At 46.6% G+C, this 15,521-nt stretch carries 24 protein-coding genes; all 24 read right to left on the bottom strand.

The window, feature by feature from the left end; translation table 11 throughout:
- Positions 1–48 precede the first annotated feature (48 nt).
- Positions 49–846 (bottom strand): enhanced serine sensitivity protein SseB, encoded by a 798-nt coding sequence (gene sseB, locus CWE14_RS13905; RefSeq protein ID WP_126799934.1) that lies wholly within the window; start codon positions 844–846, stop codon positions 49–51.
- Between the two features lie 67 nt (positions 847–913).
- A complete protein-coding gene (locus CWE14_RS14925) occupies positions 914–1,420 on the bottom strand; it encodes a GFA family protein (RefSeq protein ID WP_126799933.1) in 507 nt (168 codons plus the stop codon).
- Between the two features lie 74 nt (positions 1,421–1,494).
- The gene (locus tag CWE14_RS13895) at positions 1,495–2,163 is read right to left on the bottom strand and encodes an HD domain-containing protein (RefSeq protein WP_241972422.1); all 669 of its coding nucleotides are present in this window, start codon (positions 2,161–2,163) and stop codon (positions 1,495–1,497) included.
- Between the two features lie 37 nt (positions 2,164–2,200).
- Positions 2,201–2,602: an SRPBCC family protein gene (locus tag CWE14_RS13890; RefSeq protein ID WP_126800056.1), complete on the bottom strand. Its 402-nt coding sequence runs from the start codon at positions 2,600–2,602 to the stop codon at positions 2,201–2,203.
- Positions 2,603–2,728: 126 nt separating this feature from the next.
- Entirely contained in the window at positions 2,729–3,433 is a 705-nt protein-coding gene (locus CWE14_RS13885) for a CPBP family intramembrane glutamic endopeptidase (protein WP_198676604.1), read from the bottom strand.
- Positions 3,434–3,673: 240 nt separating this feature from the next.
- Positions 3,674–3,862, bottom strand: coding sequence for a hypothetical protein (locus CWE14_RS13880; protein WP_126799930.1), 189 nt, complete (start codon positions 3,860–3,862; stop codon positions 3,674–3,676).
- 157 nt (positions 3,863–4,019) lie between these two features.
- Positions 4,020–4,433, bottom strand: coding sequence for a VOC family protein (locus tag CWE14_RS13875; protein ID WP_126799929.1), 414 nt, complete (start codon positions 4,431–4,433; stop codon positions 4,020–4,022).
- Positions 4,434–4,571: 138 nt separating this feature from the next.
- Positions 4,572–5,384 (bottom strand): DUF5677 domain-containing protein, encoded by an 813-nt coding sequence (locus CWE14_RS13870; protein ID WP_126799928.1) that lies wholly within the window; start codon positions 5,382–5,384, stop codon positions 4,572–4,574.
- Between the two features lie 97 nt (positions 5,385–5,481).
- A complete protein-coding gene (locus CWE14_RS13865; RefSeq protein WP_126799927.1) occupies positions 5,482–5,781 on the bottom strand; it encodes a hypothetical protein in 300 nt (99 codons plus the stop codon).
- A 503-nt stretch (positions 5,782–6,284) separates the two neighbouring features.
- Entirely contained in the window at positions 6,285–6,554 is a 270-nt protein-coding gene (brnA, locus tag CWE14_RS13860) for a type II toxin-antitoxin system BrnA family antitoxin (protein ID WP_126799926.1), read from the bottom strand.
- Entirely contained in the window at positions 6,544–6,807 is a 264-nt protein-coding gene (locus CWE14_RS13855) for a BrnT family toxin (protein WP_126799925.1), read from the bottom strand. Before CWE14_RS13855 ends, brnA begins: the two co-directional genes overlap by 11 nt.
- 718 nt (positions 6,808–7,525) lie before the next feature.
- Positions 7,526–7,831, bottom strand: coding sequence for a hypothetical protein (locus tag CWE14_RS13850; protein ID WP_126799924.1), 306 nt, complete (start codon positions 7,829–7,831; stop codon positions 7,526–7,528).
- A 75-nt stretch (positions 7,832–7,906) separates the two neighbouring features.
- Positions 7,907–8,668: a hypothetical protein gene (locus CWE14_RS13845; RefSeq protein ID WP_126799923.1), complete on the bottom strand. Its 762-nt coding sequence runs from the start codon at positions 8,666–8,668 to the stop codon at positions 7,907–7,909.
- A gap of 127 nt (positions 8,669–8,795) precedes the next feature.
- Positions 8,796–9,716, bottom strand: a complete 921-nt coding sequence (locus tag CWE14_RS13840; RefSeq protein WP_198676603.1) for a beta/alpha barrel domain-containing protein — start codon at positions 9,714–9,716, stop codon at positions 8,796–8,798.
- A gap of 92 nt (positions 9,717–9,808) precedes the next feature.
- The gene (locus tag CWE14_RS13835) at positions 9,809–10,069 is read right to left on the bottom strand and encodes a hypothetical protein (protein WP_126799922.1); all 261 of its coding nucleotides are present in this window, start codon (positions 10,067–10,069) and stop codon (positions 9,809–9,811) included.
- Between the two features lie 91 nt (positions 10,070–10,160).
- Positions 10,161–10,886 carry a hypothetical protein gene (locus tag CWE14_RS13830; protein ID WP_241972421.1) on the bottom strand — a complete coding sequence of 242 codons (726 nt, stop codon included), beginning with the start codon at positions 10,884–10,886 and terminating at the stop codon, positions 10,161–10,163.
- A 99-nt stretch (positions 10,887–10,985) separates the two neighbouring features.
- A complete protein-coding gene (locus CWE14_RS13825; protein WP_126799920.1) occupies positions 10,986–11,294 on the bottom strand; it encodes a hypothetical protein in 309 nt (102 codons plus the stop codon).
- Between the two features lie 133 nt (positions 11,295–11,427).
- Positions 11,428–11,745: a hypothetical protein gene (locus tag CWE14_RS13820; protein ID WP_126799919.1), complete on the bottom strand. Its 318-nt coding sequence runs from the start codon at positions 11,743–11,745 to the stop codon at positions 11,428–11,430.
- Positions 11,746–11,827: 82 nt separating this feature from the next.
- Entirely contained in the window at positions 11,828–12,235 is a 408-nt protein-coding gene (locus CWE14_RS13815; RefSeq protein WP_126799918.1) for a hypothetical protein, read from the bottom strand.
- A gap of 85 nt (positions 12,236–12,320) precedes the next feature.
- Positions 12,321–12,914 (bottom strand): hypothetical protein, encoded by a 594-nt coding sequence (locus CWE14_RS13810; RefSeq protein WP_126799917.1) that lies wholly within the window; start codon positions 12,912–12,914, stop codon positions 12,321–12,323.
- Positions 12,915–12,986: 72 nt separating this feature from the next.
- Positions 12,987–13,595 carry a hypothetical protein gene (locus tag CWE14_RS13805; RefSeq protein ID WP_126799916.1) on the bottom strand — a complete coding sequence of 203 codons (609 nt, stop codon included), beginning with the start codon at positions 13,593–13,595 and terminating at the stop codon, positions 12,987–12,989.
- A gap of 88 nt (positions 13,596–13,683) precedes the next feature.
- A complete protein-coding gene (locus CWE14_RS13800; RefSeq protein ID WP_126799915.1) occupies positions 13,684–14,337 on the bottom strand; it encodes a hypothetical protein in 654 nt (217 codons plus the stop codon).
- Positions 14,338–14,517: 180 nt separating this feature from the next.
- Positions 14,518–15,363 carry a DUF5677 domain-containing protein gene (locus CWE14_RS13795; RefSeq protein ID WP_126799914.1) on the bottom strand — a complete coding sequence of 282 codons (846 nt, stop codon included), beginning with the start codon at positions 15,361–15,363 and terminating at the stop codon, positions 14,518–14,520.
- Positions 15,364–15,422: 59 nt separating this feature from the next.
- On the bottom strand, positions 15,423–15,521 hold a 99-nt coding region (locus CWE14_RS13790), incomplete at its 5' end, for an IS3 family transposase (protein ID WP_133306997.1).

Here is a 15,521-nt window from a genome sequence, read left to right as displayed (position 1 = left end):
GAGCGAGTATTAGGATGCAGATAATTTTATGCTTCATGGAGCGCCATGTTATGCCCTACCCGAACCAAGCCATGAGCGGAGTCGGGAGCCCCATTTTCTCTCATAGAAAGGTTTGGTTTGATTGATAAAGTAGTCGCTCACCCCCGACTCATTCTCATTAACCGGGTATAAATCAACTGGCTCACCGTCAGGTGCGGTATCACCCGCCACGTTGCCAGCCTCTCTCATCACCTTCTCAATATCACCTTCTGCTTCAATGCCCACTATTAGATGTGGCCTTTCATCAACAGAGGTATCGTGCATGAGCGCTAAGTATGCTTTTTTAACATTACTGTGCTTCGCTAAAAGCTGGGTAAGAGAATCAACCATTTTAGAGGGATAGTTAGACGGCTGGCCGAGTAGCACCTTGGTTTCTTTCTCAACCACCCTTCGAGACGGCGCCCGACTAATGCCGATAGATAACAGCTGAGCAACTTCTTCGGGACTAAACTCCTTGCCATACTCCGACATAGGGTTGAGAACCAGTCTGGCCCCCTCGGTCATCTCAAATAAAGAACGGGCCGGCAAAGCCAGGAATGATTCTTCGCGCTCAATCGATTTCTGCAGAACTTCCAGCGATGAAAAGAACGGGATGACAGGTGACGCATCGGCCTTTTCCCAGTGTTTGATCTGGATTTTACTACCAGCCTCTAAAAAGACTTCTCCGTCAGCATCTGCCTTTGCGGTCGCTCCGAGTACAAATACCTTCGAACTCAGCAGGACTTCACAAAACTGCGGCCGATGAGCCGGCTCCCCCGCCGCCAAGCGTAAAATCTCTTCCAGTTGATTTTCTTCAGTTATTTCCACGAGTTTTCCTTAACGCATAGCGCGGCAAGCTACGCCAGCTTGGACTTGTTATACGCGGTTCTAAGTTTCACCGGCCCAATAACATACCAAGTCTAGCCGCCATGAGCTTTGCTATAAACTTCAAAGGGTACGACTTGAATTCAGGTACCTTGCTTACAACAGAGCTGTTATCAGGTCTGTACTTAGTTTGAATTCGGACCTGTATTGGTGGCGCGTCACTTCCGAATCTGGCGCGGAAGAAAGAGAACCAATGCCCCTTCTGAAAATCGACAAACATGGCGGAGTTACAGCATGTCGCAACAACTCTTCGAGTGGGGGAGTCGTCGTTGATCCGGTAGTCGCGTAAGAGAGCGATACCCTTTGAGCATTGCACGCGGTCTTTCCGGAAGAGTAGTAGATCGGTTCCGCCATCTGGACCCATAATCGGAGAGGCGCCCGGCAGGGCTTCAAGCTGACGCGCTCCTTCCTGGCAGTCGTCACAATAACAAGCTGCACCGAGGATTGGCACACCGGCGACTTCAATCTCGACGCTTCCGCAGGCGCATTGAACAATCGTGTGATCAGTATTTGGCATCAGCGTTCCTATTTTGGGGGCGTATCAAACGCCGTATTCAGCGGCTTGTCCGCGGCAATGCTTGGTTAAATGCTTTATTTAAGGATACCAGCATTAACAGCGCCCTCTAGTTTGCCGCGCATAACAGACCACAGATCTTTGCTACCGGCCTCTATTCGCTGATTTACTGAGAACACCTTTTCCTTTGTGACACCATGTGTTCTCCAGCTATGGCCGTCGCCGTGAATGTTGTGAAGCAAAGGTGGCACCCTATCTATAGCTTTCGCAAAGCAAGCATCCGCCGTTTCTCCCGCCTCAAATTCACGCCATAGTTCTATGAATTCATCGGCCATAAAACCAGGCAGGATGCTTAAGAGCCGACTAATACCTGCCTCCTCCTCAGCTTTGTACTCGGTTGTCTGGCCTGCGTAAACAATGGTATCACCAGCATCAATCTCACCAAGATCATGAATAAGAAGCATTTTTATAACGCGGTTGATGTCAATCTCTTCATTAGCGTAGTCTTTCAACATCAGGGCGGTAAGACAGACGTGCCAACTGTGCTCTGCTGAATTCTCAAATCGCTCAAGACCCACTGGTTTTGTTTTTCGCTGAACGTCTTTAAGCTTTTCAATCTCAACAATAAATTCGAGGATTTTTTCTATGTGTTCCACTATTCCCCCTGGGCATTTAACGCCGCCAACACGCGCAGCTTTGCGGTGAAGGCGAAGCCGCAACGAAAAATCTGTCGCCGTGCTTGGCATCGTTAGGAGTTCTTTGAGTAACGCAGCGATACTCCATTCAGGAGTCGTCCTCGAGAAATGTCTTTAACGTCCGGAGGTCTTTTTCAACTGCTTGCGCATCCTCTACGAATTGCTCTTCGGACATTCCAGGTTGCCGCAATAAGGTGAAGATGAATTCGCTCCCATCACCGTTCGGTACGACTCGCATTGGGTTGTGAACTACCACGCCCGAATCAAGCTCAACATCATGATCCATGACACCAAATGCGTTAGCCTGCACAAACCTGATCTTTACCTTTCCGAATGGTGCGTCAGCAACCCATACATCCCCATCTTTTTTGACCTCAGAGCTGGCTAATCCCGCCGCCCAGATCGGCAGGTTCTCAGGGTTCGAAGCAAATGCATAAACATCTTGCGGGGTTCGATTAATATAGGTGCTGAGATGTTTAACATCGAGCATCGTAAAAGATCCTCCATATTTGGCCATGCACAGGACTCACGCTTTCTGGCGCATAACGCAGTGCTTAGCGGCCGTCGTGAAGCGATTGCGGAACGAAAGTCCGAGCGCAGCGACTACAGCACATTGTTATGCTATCGCTAAACCTAAGAAATAATTCACTAGATGTGCTGACGCATGTGCGATTATCGCCGCCTCAAGGCCGTAGCGCCAATATAGGTAGCCGAATAAAACGCCGAAAACGGTATTAGCGGTTACAATGAACACCACCACATCGGTCGTTAACTCACCGACGAGGGTTGCTGCTGCGGGCAAATGACCCGCTCCGAATATTAATGCACTCACAACAATGGCAAACCAAGTATAGATTGGCCGTGGACTCCCGCTCCGGTGTTGCAGAAACCTCCATGCCAGCCATACCAAAGCTGTCAGTAGACCCCATCGTAAAAGCAGTTCTTCCGTAATTCCGCCGTAGAGCACGCGGGCAAGAATTGACGGCGAGAATTGCTGCTCCACTTCAGCTAGAGCTGCCGGAGAAAAGTAACTACCAATTGCAAAGAGTCCAACGCCGCCTAGCATGCCGCCGACAAGACCAGGCAGAAGTAGCGGTCGCAGAGCGGACTTGATTGATCTGGTAGTCACCGCAGCCTCAAAAACGGTAGCCTGAAGCCCGACTTTCGGCGCAAGCACAACGCCCACCCATACTGCAAGCGCAAGTAATAGAGCACTCTGTGCAATGCTTGCTGTTAACACCAACCAAAGTGGGGCAGAAATTGGCCCATCAGCCAAAAGCTGTGGGACCACCTCGGCCAAAAGCACGGCGACACCAAGCATGCCTGCGATCCACATGTATAGACCGAGCCGGAGTCGTGGAGTATTAACGGAGTGTGTAGTAGTCATCGGTGCGTCCTTCTGCATAACGCCCAAAGCAGCTGCGCGGGACGCGTCGGCTGCCTTTGCTTGTTAGCAGCCCTCACAGAACTTGCGCGGCTTGGCAAACCCGAACAACGCCACGGCTGCTTGTATTTAAAAAGAACTGACAAAAAGCCTTGTAGGATCAATAGTCAATTGTACTTACTGATTTTCCGGCAACTTAGAAACCAAGGCTAATATTAAAGTAGCAAACGGCCCCAAAATTAATGAAATGAAAAACCAAGCTAAACCGCTACGATTTTTACCTTGGACGAGCACTGCATTAATTAACATTAATGTTCCCCAACCCATATAATATTGACTACCAACCTCAATGTACTCTGGATTCAAAAGATTCTCCTTTTTCTTATTTTCTGCTAACGCCCGGCTAAGGGGTCGACAACGCACCGCCGAACTTAAAAAAACACATTGTAAGCACTGAACTTCAATTTTGCACTAAAGCCGTCACACGTTGGCAATCCCTCTTGAGCCGTTTGTTATGTGCGTGCTACTTGGTTCCACTGTTTAGCTGTAGTAAATCCCATTTGTTGCCATACAGATCTTCGAATACCACTACAGTTCCGTACTCTTCAACTCGAGGCTCTTCATTAAACACGACACCATTTACCTTCATTAACTCATAGTCTCGCCAAAAATCACTAGTTTGTAAGAACAAGAAGACACGACCACCTGTTTGATTTCCTACAGCTCGGGATTGTTCAGGAGTACTCGCTTGAGCTAAAAGCAAGTTCGTTCCGTTGGAATTAGGAGGAGAAACTTGAACCCAGCGTTTACCGTCACCTAAGTCAGTATCTTCAACCAGTGTGAATTGAAGTTTTTTAGTGTAGAACTCGATAGCATCATCGTAATTTTCAACGACTAGAGCAATACACCCGATTTGCTGTTGAACAGATTTAGACATGCTAGTTTCCATTGAATTAAAACGCTGAGTCTACACTATCCTGTAGTTTTTCGAGAAAGCACATAACGCTTGCAGCACGCGCGCCCATGGAATGGAGCCGAAGGCGCAATGTAATGGGCGTCGCCGTGCCTGCACTTGTTAGATCTCGTCACTGGACAACACCGTATTTGCAAAAGCCACTGCCCCCGAGTCTTCTAAAGACAATAGTTCCACCTGAGACAACAGTGATTTACTTAAGTAACGGCATAGCAAGCGCAAAACCAATGCCAAGTAGAAACTTTCAGCGTCGTTCTCAAGCCCTCGGCCTCTGGTGTTAGATTGCGAGTTCGTCGCCATCGGGGAGCCATGAGCCTGTATAGAAAGCAGCCGATAATAAAACCCAAAATGTTCGTCAATAAGGCCAGTCAACTTCGCCACTTCAGCATCAGTGAGGTGCATATCCGCATTCCCTGAGCGAACCTTTTTCGCCATGTTTTTATCCAGACCTCTATATACCGAGGACGAGGTGATCTCCGCTTTGGCTTTTGGCAGATTTTCCTCAAAACTTTTCAGTATCTCGTGATCCTGTTTTTCTGAGTAGAGCCGATACTTCTCACAGTTGATGCGGTAGAAATGAAGCTTCCGTCTGAAATCAGATTCCTCGGAGGATAAACTAGGCTCAATCAGGTACAAGTAACGGTGCGTTGCCTCCATCAAAGACCTAGCTAACACAGCTACGGATGAGAAGTCCCATAGCTGTGAGTGATTGACTTGGTTTCCAGGAAGAATGAAACCAATCGTCATTGCACTAAGGACCAACCGTGTATAGATCTTGGTACCTTCAATACCTAGGGTACTGGTGTAAACGCCACTAGATCTATCAGATACGCGAACAAGATGCGGAATAAGCAGTTCGTACTGACGAAGTGCGTCCGGATACGAAAATATTTCTTCGTTCTGAGGAGATGTCATAGATAAATCTAACCCTGAGGCAACCGACGCCGGATCGCCAGCGGAGGTAACCAAAAGCGGTACGCTTTTGGCGTCAGGTTGACCGACTGGTTAGATTTCACTCTACCCCCCACGCTTCCTTTTCGCTGTCGGTCACAGATGAGCAAACCTCGCGGAAGGTATCACTGAATTCGGAGCTGACGTTTCCATGGGCTCTATAGTTCGTCAGCAAATATCGTTTCACGGTATTCGGCCACTTACCTACACTATGAGCATCATTAATGATTCCCTTCGCATCATGATAGCTAGCACCTTTCCGGACCTCGCCAAGTCTGCGTTCGAAATCTGCAAAGGTCCACTCATCAGATCGGGTCTCAAATTCATCCAGAAGTTTTTCTTTGTACTTCGCCATTGGCATGCTTCCCTCCTTATCCGCGAGTAAATCTAACGCCCCAAGCAGGGGAATATTTTGCGTTTTGAGCGCAGCGAAGCAAAATATTTCCGCTGCCTTGGTTTGTTAGAAGCCATTACTGAGATTGTAAAATTATGCAAGCAGCCGCAACCTCCGATACACGCATGCTATCAGCCGTTCCATCTCGTCCCGTCGCTGAAATGCAGCGCTCTAGGTTTACCGCTATAGGTCGAAGTTCATCCATATTTCTCAAGTTCATATTCTGCTGCCTAGCAGCAACGGCGGCAAAATCAGCACTTGATGCAAGCCTATCCCTTGATGAGCCACTCCGCCACTCGGAAAGCGTGGCTTGCTGTAGTGTTCCTCCTGAATACCGTTCAGGGCCACTTGATGCCTGAGGTCGTGTCCCGTCTGCCGAGTTATCACTACACCCAGCTACTCCCAATAAAAGGATGGCGCTAAAAATTTTTATGTATCGCATGAACTCTCCTGTGGCTTCTAACGCCCCGCTAATGTGCGCCGCTTGCGGTGTCACTTTTTAGCGGCTTGTTAGCAGCTTCAGCTCGCAAACGCTCCACCAGCCAAACTTTAATAATTGATTGGCGAGTAACACCAACTCGAGCAGCTTCACGATCAAGCGACTCAACTACCCAAGCAGGAAAGTCTACGTTAATACGTTTCGCTTCCTGGTTTACCCGCCGTGCGCTCTTAACGTCCAGATCATCAATAATGTCATCTGCACCTTCATCAAATTTCGTGTCAAAATCTTTAGCTTTCATACAACTCTACCTCTCTCTTGCGCGAGCGTCGTACCGAAATAAGACGAATCTTCTCACCTCGATAAGTGATAACAGCAGACCAGTGCTTCATCCCTATAAGACCAATAACCAGGTAACGAGGTTCATCAGATGATTTCGCCCGAACTTCTAGTAGGTCTTGGTCTTCCCATAGCGCTTGAGCGTCATGGAAGTCGATTCCATGCTTATAGCGATTCGCCTGACTTTTCTTGTCATCAAACTCGAAAACGTTCATGAGTATAAATTATCCCTTTTTTACTCATTTAGCAAGGTAGGTGGAGGGAGCTGCTAACGCCAAAAGAACCCGCGCCTACGGCGCCGGGTTGCTCGCCTTGTTAGGCTTAGGTACTTCAAAGTAGCTGAGAACTTCAAATGCAAGCCTGCTTTCATTAAGTGGTTTTTCGTATTGAAAAAAGCAATTCCAATAGCTGGTGGCCCTTTGCCTAGTGAGATGTATAAATCCTGGATTTTCGTTAAAGAACTCAATATACATATCACGGTTTAACTTACCTAAATTGCTATGGATTATGCTGATAATCTCAATCACATACTCTCCACATAGCTGTATTACAAAGGGAACAACATACGGGCTATTGGTATGAATAAATTCCCTCAAAAATCGCTCCCTTACGAAACCGTCTGACATTCTTGAATAAAGGCACGACCATACTAATTGCTGTGCGTCAGAGCAGTTCAAAGGTGGTGGAACGTCACCATATAGCCGCGAGGGTATGCTTATGTTTTCTCCCTGCACTATCACATCAAATGTATGCTTCGGCATGCCTAGGTTACGTGACAAGAACCTAGGAACCATTACCTTATGTTCTTCTATTAATTTTCTCATTTCTGGCATGATGTTCAATGGTTTTGAAGCCTAACGGCAGCCATAAGCGGCGCCCTGACAAGGGCGTCCTGTGGAGGGGCATCGGCCCGGAACAACCTTAGTGGCCTTGTTATAAGACGGGTTCATACTCTGCGGTTGCCGTGACGTATGGGTTGGTGCCACATGAATACATGAATTTCTTCCCGTCCAGTTTCTGTACTTTATCGATATGGCTCGAGTGGGCTTTGGTGCCCTTCTTGGCATAGCTTTTTATTATTTCGCCTTCCGTCAAGGCCAGTTTAGCGAACAGCACTTGCAGTAGGTTTCGTAGCTGATTCTCAGTGATTTGCCCGACGTAAATCTTATGTTCAAAGAGCGTTTCGAACCCTTCACGGCCCACAATCTTCCAATATTGTCGCCCTTGTTTCGGTTTCATTGCTCTACCTTATAACGCCCGCAACACCGGACAAATTGAGGCGAAGCGGAAATTTGTTCCGCGTGCTTGCGATTGTTAGGCATCTTCATCACGCTGACGATCAAAAAGCTCTTGATAAAACGCATTCACATTACCACCCGATGCTTCCAATAATTCCATTGCCTTCGATATAGGATACGATTTCTCATCTACATCATAGTAATATGACCCTATCAGTACTGTGCGATCCCATTGATATATCTCATCATCATCATCCGAAAAAGATATCCGAACTTCAGGTAGATTTTTAATGCTTTCTAAAATCGTTGATATTTGTTCGTAGGTAAGATATCTACCTATGGATACCACAAATTCAGGAATCCAGTGCTTGCCACCAAACTCTTCCGTGATAGGGATGCCGCTTTTCTCAAGGTTAGCGCGAACTTCATCGGACAGTTTTAAGTGTGGGTTGAACATGATTTTTACTTTCGACCAGATAGAGTCATCATCAACGTTATCTTCTGTGGCTTCAGTAAAATGTACTATCTCAGGGCTCTTCAATTTATCCGTAACATTACGACCGAGCTTATCCTTAATATACTGACTGTAATAATGATCTTCCTGTATCTCTGGCCTGAACTTAGTTTGCAGTAAAAATAATGCAGCTAAGAATAAAGGAACATTAACAATTGATGCTATTACTAATATCGCAGCGAGCCATTCTGTTGAATTAAAGGCTTGAGCAGTTATCAAAAAAGTACCGTTTACGAAGATCAGCCCGACCAGCCATGCAGCCAAAAGCTGTATGGGCTTTGTAATAGCTTGGGCATTAATGCCTTCTTGTTTCCCTAAACTCAAAGTACATCTCCGATATTGTCTTAAGCCTAACGCCGCTCAGCACGCGCGGTTACGGAATGGAGGCGAAGCCGCAATGCAGTAGCCGTCGCCGTGACTGGCCTGGTAGGCATAAATTCGTCGCTGCAGCTCATTCTCCCGCTACGTCTGGGTAGTCAGTCCAGTCACACACCCCACAACTCGAGAAGTATTCACCATCGTCACCGATGGAAATATCGAAATGGGTTCTAATGTTCCGTGATTTACAAACCGGGCACTCCTCGTTCTTATCAATCCGGCTCCTTTCCAAAATCTGGATGAAATGGCCAATCACCGTTTGGCAAGAATGAATTGCTATAGAAGAGGCTGTCTTATTGGCATTTCTAGAGTGCGTGAGCCAGTTCACCAGCTGCCACGATTCTTTCGCGACACTCTTCAAATGTTGCCTTAGATTCTTATTGCTACTCCCAGGGCACAACTGGTTCATCAGAACGTTTGACCAGTCAATAAAATTGGCATCTTGCGGCCGCTCTATTTCCTCTGGTATCTCAGTTCTACGCCTTAGCGCACCAATCAACGAAATTAGTGCTTCCCTTAGCAACATTCCGACTGTTTGGTAATCCTCAGCCTCAACAGCAGTTTCATGCCTGTGGGAAGCCTGCTCTTCGCGGCGAATCACTTCATCGAATGGACTGGGCTCGCCTGCGTCGACATTATCCGATCGGCTTCTCAGACGCATCATAAGCCCAATATGAAAAGACAGAGTGTAATCAAGGCTTGGAAAATGCTTTTGGGAATAAAGGTTGGTGAGATTCGTTATGACCCACCAACGGTCACTATCGGTGGTTACACCCCACATTTCGTATGTATCACCTAGCACAACCTCTGTTTTTATTCGCTCAACGTGTTGAACTTCTTCATCACGCGCCTGGCCCTCAACATAGCTTGCTATATCGGCCTCAGAATAAGGATCTCGGTCGACGCTATATCTAGCGAGCTCTTCTGGTGGAACAGGGTGAGCATGCACGACACAGTCGTCAGTCACTTCCTTTTCATCGCGAGGTTTGATCACGTCAACTCCTGCCTAACGCCGCGCACACCGGCGCGAGCTTGCGAGCGTCCGACAGCCGAAGGCTGTGTAGTGCTTGCGCTTGGTTATGTGTTTTACGCACGGTATACAATCTTATGTACCGTGCTTTTGATTTTAGAAAGCGCCAGACTTTGCTGCGGAGAAAAGCTGGCGCCATATTCTTGCTTAGCTGAATGCAAATGCTCAAGTAAATAAGCCCAACCATCTGTGAGACCATTTAAGCCCGATATACCCTTCAACATTAAAGCGCTCGCGTCTGCTTGACCGGACGATGCCAGATCTTCCTGCAGGCTCTCAATGGCTTTAAATAGCTCTGTATTTGTTTTGAATTCCATACTCTCTACTTACACATAACGCCAACAGCACGCGCGACTGCGTAATGGAAGCGAAGTCGCAATGGAGAAGCCGTCGCCGTGACTGTTCTTGTTAGGCTTTAGAGTCATTCTGTTGCAGCCATTTTTGAGACTCTTCAACAAGTTCCATAAAACGAAACCTCAGATCTCCTTTGTACAACCGGAGGGGGTTTTCGTCTGACTCATTGTCTGCCAGATGTACCTTATCCTCCGGCACCTCTGGCTGCTCCCCGTAGCTCTCGGCAAAGAGCCTTACTTTATCTATGATGACCAACCATTGAAGCGCATGCTCTGGCGATAGATTGACTGCCAACACCAAGGCATTCCTGAAGTCATCTAGGCGAGTGTGCGCAGTCTGCATGGCCAACTTCAGCGGCAGAAATTTGGCTCTTCGATCCTTTATGTCGACGATCACCTGCTCCAGCCAATCATCCTCTAGAACATGCCTCTTAACATGAGGTAGAGCCGTTTCGTGTCCGAAAACACGACATCGATCATAAGAATCTAGCACAGCTGCAAGCAACGAATTGAGTACAAAAATCGACTTGGCTTCCTTGGCTGACCGTGGGAAGTAGTCAATCAGAAGATAGAAGACATACGCCGCTACAAGGCTAACCAGAACCCCGGCACTTATGGTGCGTGCAGCACCGCTTAAGAGAAGTGGTTCAAGAACCGTTCCCGATAAATTCACTGGCAGAGGAAGTCTTGCCTCGATTAAACACAACAGAAGAAAAGCTCCTGTGGCAACAATTAGAAGCCTGCGCTCTCTTCTGTCGACCAATAGCCTCGCAGTGATCAATGCTTCTCCATGCTTATAGAGCCTAACGCGGGCCATAAGCGGCCGAGTGAAACGAGGTCCGGCGCACGAAGTGCGCGAACTTAATGGCTTGGTTAGGCTTTAGCGCTCCCAAGCGATTCTAAAAACTGTACGCAGAATATCTTTCACTACAATCTCATCAGTTCCGCGGACAAATCGCCATTCTTGTTTTCCTTGGTCAAATACGTCAGCGGTATCTTCCTGATATTCCAGTTCAACGTTGATACCGTATGTATCCTCGAGGTACTTCCCAATTTCAGGGTAAGAGCCAGTGCTGTGCTTTCCTGATGTATTTAAGGCGATACGATTTCCCGTGGATTCCTCAATCGCATCCCAAGCTATGTAACCATCACGATTTACTTCTTCAACTTTGAACTCATAAATTGCCATTAGATAAAACCCCTTCAGGTGTAGAGTATACGGTTTTCAAAACGCCTAACGCCCGCAGCACGCGCGGTTTTTTAGTGAAGGCGAAGCCGCAACGAAAGAACCGTCGCTGTGCCTGCGATTGTTAGGTGCTGATTCACGGAATTGGCTCATAAATCACCTCAAAACTCGCCCCGAGCTCTGCTTGCAGTTTTGTCCGCATGGCCAGTGCGGCCGCCTCAAACTCCTTGAATTCCGCCTGACTCCAAGGACTTGGGTCAGGCGGGTATTCCCAATTAAGTGCTTTATCGTGCCAGGTAGATAATGTGTCGAGTTCTTGAAGCGTGACCTCTGACAGCGATAGCTTTTCTTCGATAGGTCCAACATCAAATCTTTGGAGTGCAGCATCATTACCACACCAGATGGAGCCACCACCCCACTCGAACATAAGTCGTACTTTGTAGAAAGTTTGCATAAGCACCTAACGACAAGCTTTGGGGTGGCTGGAGCGAAGCGTAAGCCGTCCCAGCCGCGATAGCGGCGACAACAGCGCCTTGTTATGTTTCTGGTGGCAACCCAAGAAGCCTCCTTATTGCGGCCTGAACTTTATGAGCTTGATCGTATTCTCGCGTATTGGAATAGCCGATAAGATGTTGCGCTGCCTTAGCGGGATCAAACTTGTGATGCTCCAACCACCATGTATACCAAGATGGTAACTCTAGATATGCGGCAGATAGCTCGGTCGACGCCTTTCTATTTGCGAGGATACGTTCTCGATACATCTTTTGCATGTCTTCATTTAGGCCATCTGCATTAACAACCTGAGCGTAGTAAATGAAATCCGAATGTACCCTGTTTCGAATTGAACGATAACGAAGGATGGGTTGCATCCAGAACATAGCTATCCAGTAACCTGCAGCGCCAGCCATGATGCCAATGAGTGCAACAATCAAACTTACGTCCAACTAGACACCTCCCTCGGAAACATAACGCCCGCAGCACGGGCAAAATTGTAGCGCAGTGGAAATTTTGTCCCAGTGACTGCGATTGTTAGGTGTATGATCTCAATTTATGAGATTTCAACTCTTTCCCTGTGCATTTCTTATACAAAATCGATAGATGCTCATATGCTTCATCAATTTCTTCAAGTGCATACTCGCAAAAACCAGCCATAAAATCATGAGCTATATGATCATCTTTATTAGTAATATGCTCAACCAAACTGTTACTGACATGCTTAACTTCAGCCAAACTTTCGTAAGCATTTTCAGCTAGTTTGAATAAAGCCTCATCTAATACCGGAAGCTCAAATACCACTTTATCAAATACTGTGGTAGAAACTTGAAAAAGAGGTGAATATCCGCTGCCGCCGTCATTTCTCTTTTCTTCAATACGATACCCGCTTTGATGTGTGCTAACGACTACGAATTCACTTTCATGCCACCCATCCTGGACGCTTCTTAGGTGTCGCCGCAAGGACTTTATAACCCAGTTGTTTTTTTCTATTTCACTGGATAATAGTCTTTTTATAGCAGATGACTTTCGCTTGTCAGCCATAATTCTGCGATACAACTCGACCATTTCTTTTATCAGAAAAAGAGAGATTGCAGCGATCACTGTTATCGGAAATAAATTTGAATCCATATAGACACCTAACGATAAAGCTCAGCCGACGCGAAACCGCGCGGCGGGCGAGCGGTCGGCTGGAGCGACTGGTTATACGGTTCCATCGCGACACCGTGACAGCGCATCGTCTAGTCCTGAAGCGCCGGTCTTCCGCATAATTTCCTTTTCGTAGCCCGACATCAGCGGCGTTGAGATTCCTTGTCGTTTTACCGAAATGAGATAGCTGATACCGTCCTTTCTATTCCTCCCCGCTTCGGACTTGGCGCTTTCAATAGCAAGATCAGCTAGCTTCTCGGCGTTGATATCAGAGATGTTCACGCCAAGCTTCGTGTAGAGCACAACATCGATTCCTTCGAAATCCCGAAGTGTCTTCACTACCATTCTGTTCGGACTTGGCGTGGTCGGCGGGGAGTAGTGCTTATCAGAACACTCATTCCTCGTCTCTCGTCGCCACAATAAATCCTCAGCCTTATCCAGGCTGACGCCTGCCTCCAAGACAAAAATAGTGGCATAGACGGGGCAACCGCCGCTTTCAACGGGCACGACGGTAGGTGCGCCATCGCGCGTGGAACTCGAACGGGCGAACTCGATGGAAAATGGCGTTTCGATGCGTTGTCGTCGCTCAAGAATGATCGGCTCAATCTCCTTGCCTGGCTCCTCGATCAAAGATCCGTAGGCGAGAATTCCAATGCTGCTCATCGACGAATCTCCTGAAACGTATAACGTTTGGTTAAAGGGCGGGCTTTAGCCCGTCCCAGTGAGCGCAGCGAACGATTTGAACCACTTGTTATGTTTTAAATTGTGCAAGAAAGTCCAAGTCTGACTGATCCGTAAATACGCAAAGATCTTTACTGAAGCCCTCATACGCAATATCGTGCCACCTACACATTCGCACCTCAAATCCATTTAGATTTTCTGCGCCTACCGATGCAAGTGCCAGCCCCTTCAGGTGATATCTAATTTCTTTGCCAGTTTCGCAAAATCTAAGTTTTCGCAAGAGCACAATCAGCTGATGAATCAGCATTGATGTTTCGTCTCTACCTACAAGCTCAAGATATTTGTCTTTGGATAGCTCCTCATAAACCCCAGTCTGCTCTAAGGTATACATGAAGTTATTTTGGCTTAGCGGGATTTTGATTAATTCCTTGAGCTTTTCACACAAGTACAATCCATGCTGGCGTGATGTTTGAAACCTCTGCCAATCCATTTGATCGACGTGTATTACTGCTTGCAATCTTAGCTGCCGGTATATCATGTACAAAGTTAGTGCCGAGAGTATCGGGGCATATATCCCTCCCAGTGCGCTCCCCATCTTTGCCCAGTCATCATGGGTGGGCCAAATCCCTAGGCCGAATTGATAAGTGTAAATCGCCAGCGGTATAAACAAAATTATCCCGAAGATAATAAATGTTTTCTTTATTCCTAGCTTTCTAAGTGACAAAGAAATTCTCTCCTACAGTTTCAAGTTGTCGTTTGGGGAGGAAGGTGGTTGGTGGTAGAGCACAGAAACATAACGCCCCGCTTAGGGGCTAAAATACGCAGGCTAACACTAGGAGCGGAGCGACTGGAAGCCTGCGTATTTTTGTCCCAGTGAGCGTTAGCGAACGACTACAGCGGCTTGTTAGCTCCACCTTTCAAGATTTTCACCTTCGTGCTCTAAAGCTACTTCATTTAGCTTTGTTAGTATTTGAAAAACATCATACTTACCTTTTAATAACGTAATGACTTTATCAAGTGCTAAAGCATAGAAAGCCACAGATTTCATCCCTAGGTACACTGACATAGAAAGATTCAAAGCCTTAAAGTTTCTAAATACATGTGGTTTCAACTCATCAGGATAGTTTTCTATAGTACAAAAGTTATATACATCTTCTGAAAGACTGTGTATGGAGTCAGAGCTCATTGAGTATAGGGTCGCATACTCATCTTCTAGGCCTAAAGCTTCAAATCTTCTAAATGGATTAGGCCATTTACCAACAGCGCGTTCATATAGTCCTGAATGACCTTTTTTTAGCTCTTCAAGAAGGTTTAACTTTTTTAGAGATATTTCACTAGCTACCGTATCTCCTCTACTTCTTGCAGAGTTATGCCAGTTCTCAGATTTATCTATAGTTGTCTCAATATAATGCTTAATTAGTTGCTTTGGTCGCTCATTTTCTTTACTTTCAGCTATATACATTACATTTACCGCGTGCTCCATTACAACTCTAGCAAGCGGATCTACACCTTCATACAGCTTTGAATCCAGTAGTGTAATTACAGAAGATACCATTTTAGTTAAAGCATCAAGAATAACTCTAATTTGGCTTCTTTGAATTCGATACTTTATCCCTTCACCCTCTTCAATATCTAATTTTGAGTAAATATCTTCAAGTTCTTCGTAGACTTCTTTAATTATTTTAGTATGACCTGCGTGAGATTCTTTCACTTCAGCTGCTTTGGTTATTTGTTGAATTGTTTTTTCCATGTTCCTAGATGCTTAATGTAACCGTGTGGAGTGGTCCTACCCACAAAAAGTAGACACTGTTATGCGCATTTGCGCTCAAACTCTGCTGGACTGATATTGCCGAGAGCAGAGTGTCGTCGTTTGCGGTTATAAAAGATCTCGATGTATTCGAAGATACC

The sequence above is a fragment of the Aliidiomarina soli genome (genome assembly GCF_003986975.1).
Taxonomy (GTDB): Bacteria; Pseudomonadota; Gammaproteobacteria; order Enterobacterales; family Alteromonadaceae; genus Aliidiomarina; species Aliidiomarina soli.
This window is presented reverse-complemented; position numbering and strand designations above follow the sequence as displayed.